This is a genomic window from Staphylococcus sp. EG-SA-2, from assembly GCF_017152085.1.
Genome location: NZ_JACYHC010000689.1, coordinates 1 through 1,978 on the forward strand (window position 1 = coordinate 1; position 1,978 = coordinate 1,978).

The window sequence follows — 1,978 nt, forward strand, 5'->3', positions numbered from 1 at the left end:
AACAAGATAACTTGACCAGACATTTTAGCTTCTTCAACAACAAGTTGCATATCTTTTTTAGTGTTAGTTACAGCATTCAATTGTCTGAATTTATATTGCGTACTGCCCGAAATTGCTTTGGCAATACTTGTTTTGCCTATACCAGGTGGACCATAAAAAATCATTGAAGTTAATTTTTTTGTGTCAACCATTCTTCTGATAATGCCTTTTGGTCCAACTAAATGTTGTTGGGAAATGATTTCATCTATATTTTTTGGGCGCATTCTCGATGCTAATGGTTCTGTACTCACATTTGTCACACCTTTCTTATACTATCTTAACTCAAAAAATGCTAAAATGGGAATATCAATATTCGAATTAAGTGAGGTTATACAATGAAAATTTCTACTAAAGGGAGATATGGACTTACATTGATGATTTCTCTTGCTAAAAAAGAGGGGCAAGGATGTATATCATTAAAGTCAATTGCTGAAGAAAATAATTTGAGTGATTTATATTTAGAACAGCTTGTAGGTCCTTTAAGAAATGCGGGGTTAATTCGAAGTGTACGCGGTGCTAAAGGTGGATACCAATTAAGAGTACCAGCGGAAGAAATCTCAGCAGGGGATATTATAAGACTGTTAGAAGGTCCAATTACATTTGTTGAAAGTATTGAATCAGAACCACCTGCGCAAAAACAACTATGGATTCGCATGAGAGATGCAGTGAGAGATGTTTTAGATAATACAACATTGAAATATTTAGCGGAATATGTAGATACAAGTGAAGATTTAGACGGATACATGTTTTATATTTAATCGTATAAATACTATACTATAACATAAAAACTTCATATTATAATGTTTAGCGAACCTCCTTAGTGGTATATAAATATATACATCCAAGGAGGTTTCACTATGGCAGACGAAAGTAAGTTCGATCAATTTAAAGGAAATGTTAAAGAAACAGTAGGTAACGTTACTGATAACAAAGAATTAGAAAAAGAAGGTCAGCAAGATAAAGCGACTGGTAAAGCAAAAGAAGTTGTTGAAAATGCTAAAAACAAAATAACTGATGCAATTGATAAACTTAAAAAATAAGTTCAATTAAACTAATCAAATATAAGAGGAGCGATTAATATGAGTTTTATGGATAAAGCTAAAGACGCAGTAGAAAAATTTAAAAATAGCGATAATGAACAAGTTAAAAATGTAAAAGATAAGATAAATGAATATACAGGATCGAATAACGAAGAGAAAAAAGAAAATGAAGATAAAGAGAAATAAATTTCTTTAAATTTTGGATATGCTTTTCAATATTTTGAAAGCGCCCCATCAAATAAACACTAACACAGTGTAAAGTTGAAGGGGCGCTTTCATATTTGCTTTAGAATTTTAAGTGAATTTGAATCATTACTAAAACAAATGATTGAACAATAAAGACATCTTTTATTCAAAATGCTGTTACTGTTTATTTTTATTAATATTATGGATACATACTTTCACTTAGTTTATTTATCACATTATAAAGTGTTTTTTTCATTTATCTGATTTATAACATTCTTGAACCGACGATAAGAGTCTAATTGCATATCTTTATCATAAATATAACTTATTGCCATAATTTCGTTGACTTCACCATAAGTTTCCATAAAATCTTGAATTTTTTGTTGAACAGTATTTTCTGAACCTATTAATGATATTTTCTGTCTTTCCATAGCCATCGCATATTCTCTCGGCGTTAATATATTTTGTAGATCATGTGTTGGCGGTTGAACGGGCTGCATTCTGCCACGAGTGATACTAACCATTACTTGTGCCATAGATGAAGCTAAATATTGTGCTTCGTCATCATTTTCAGCAACGATTGTATTTAAACATACAATAACATAAGGTTCGTCTAATACATCAGAAGGTTCAAATAACGTTTTGTAAATTTCGATAGCTTCTTTCATTTGTTGAGGTGCAAAATGTCCAGCGAACACATATGGAAGCCCTTT

5 protein-coding genes are annotated in these 1,978 nt (G+C 31.0%); 3 read left to right on the plus strand and 2 right to left on the minus strand.

Annotated elements, in window-relative coordinates; genetic code table 11:
- Positions 1-290: AAA family ATPase (locus IDG60_RS12600; RefSeq protein WP_206160758.1), on the minus strand; the 290-nt coding region annotated here is incomplete at its 3' end.
- An 84-nt stretch (positions 291-374) separates the two neighbouring features.
- Here IDG60_RS12600 and cymR point away from each other — a divergent pair.
- The 3 genes from cymR to IDG60_RS12615 all read left to right on the plus strand — a co-directional run bounded on the left by cymR (position 375) and on the right by IDG60_RS12615 (position 1,265).
- Positions 375-797, plus strand: a complete 423-nt coding sequence (cymR, locus tag IDG60_RS12605; protein WP_000704122.1) for a cysteine metabolism transcriptional regulator CymR — start codon at positions 375-377, stop codon at positions 795-797.
- 99 nt (positions 798-896) lie between these two features.
- Positions 897-1,079, plus strand: coding sequence for a CsbD family protein (locus tag IDG60_RS12610; RefSeq protein ID WP_000752909.1), 183 nt, complete (start codon positions 897-899; stop codon positions 1,077-1,079).
- 39 nt (positions 1,080-1,118) lie between these two features.
- On the plus strand, positions 1,119-1,265 hold the full coding sequence (locus IDG60_RS12615; RefSeq protein WP_000009238.1) for an SAS049 family protein: 147 nt from the start codon (positions 1,119-1,121) through the stop codon (positions 1,263-1,265).
- Between the two features lie 236 nt (positions 1,266-1,501).
- Here the strand turns inward: IDG60_RS12615 and IDG60_RS12620 are convergent.
- The coding region (locus IDG60_RS12620; protein ID WP_481906093.1) for an LLM class oxidoreductase at positions 1,502-1,978 on the minus strand (477 nt) is incomplete at its 5' end.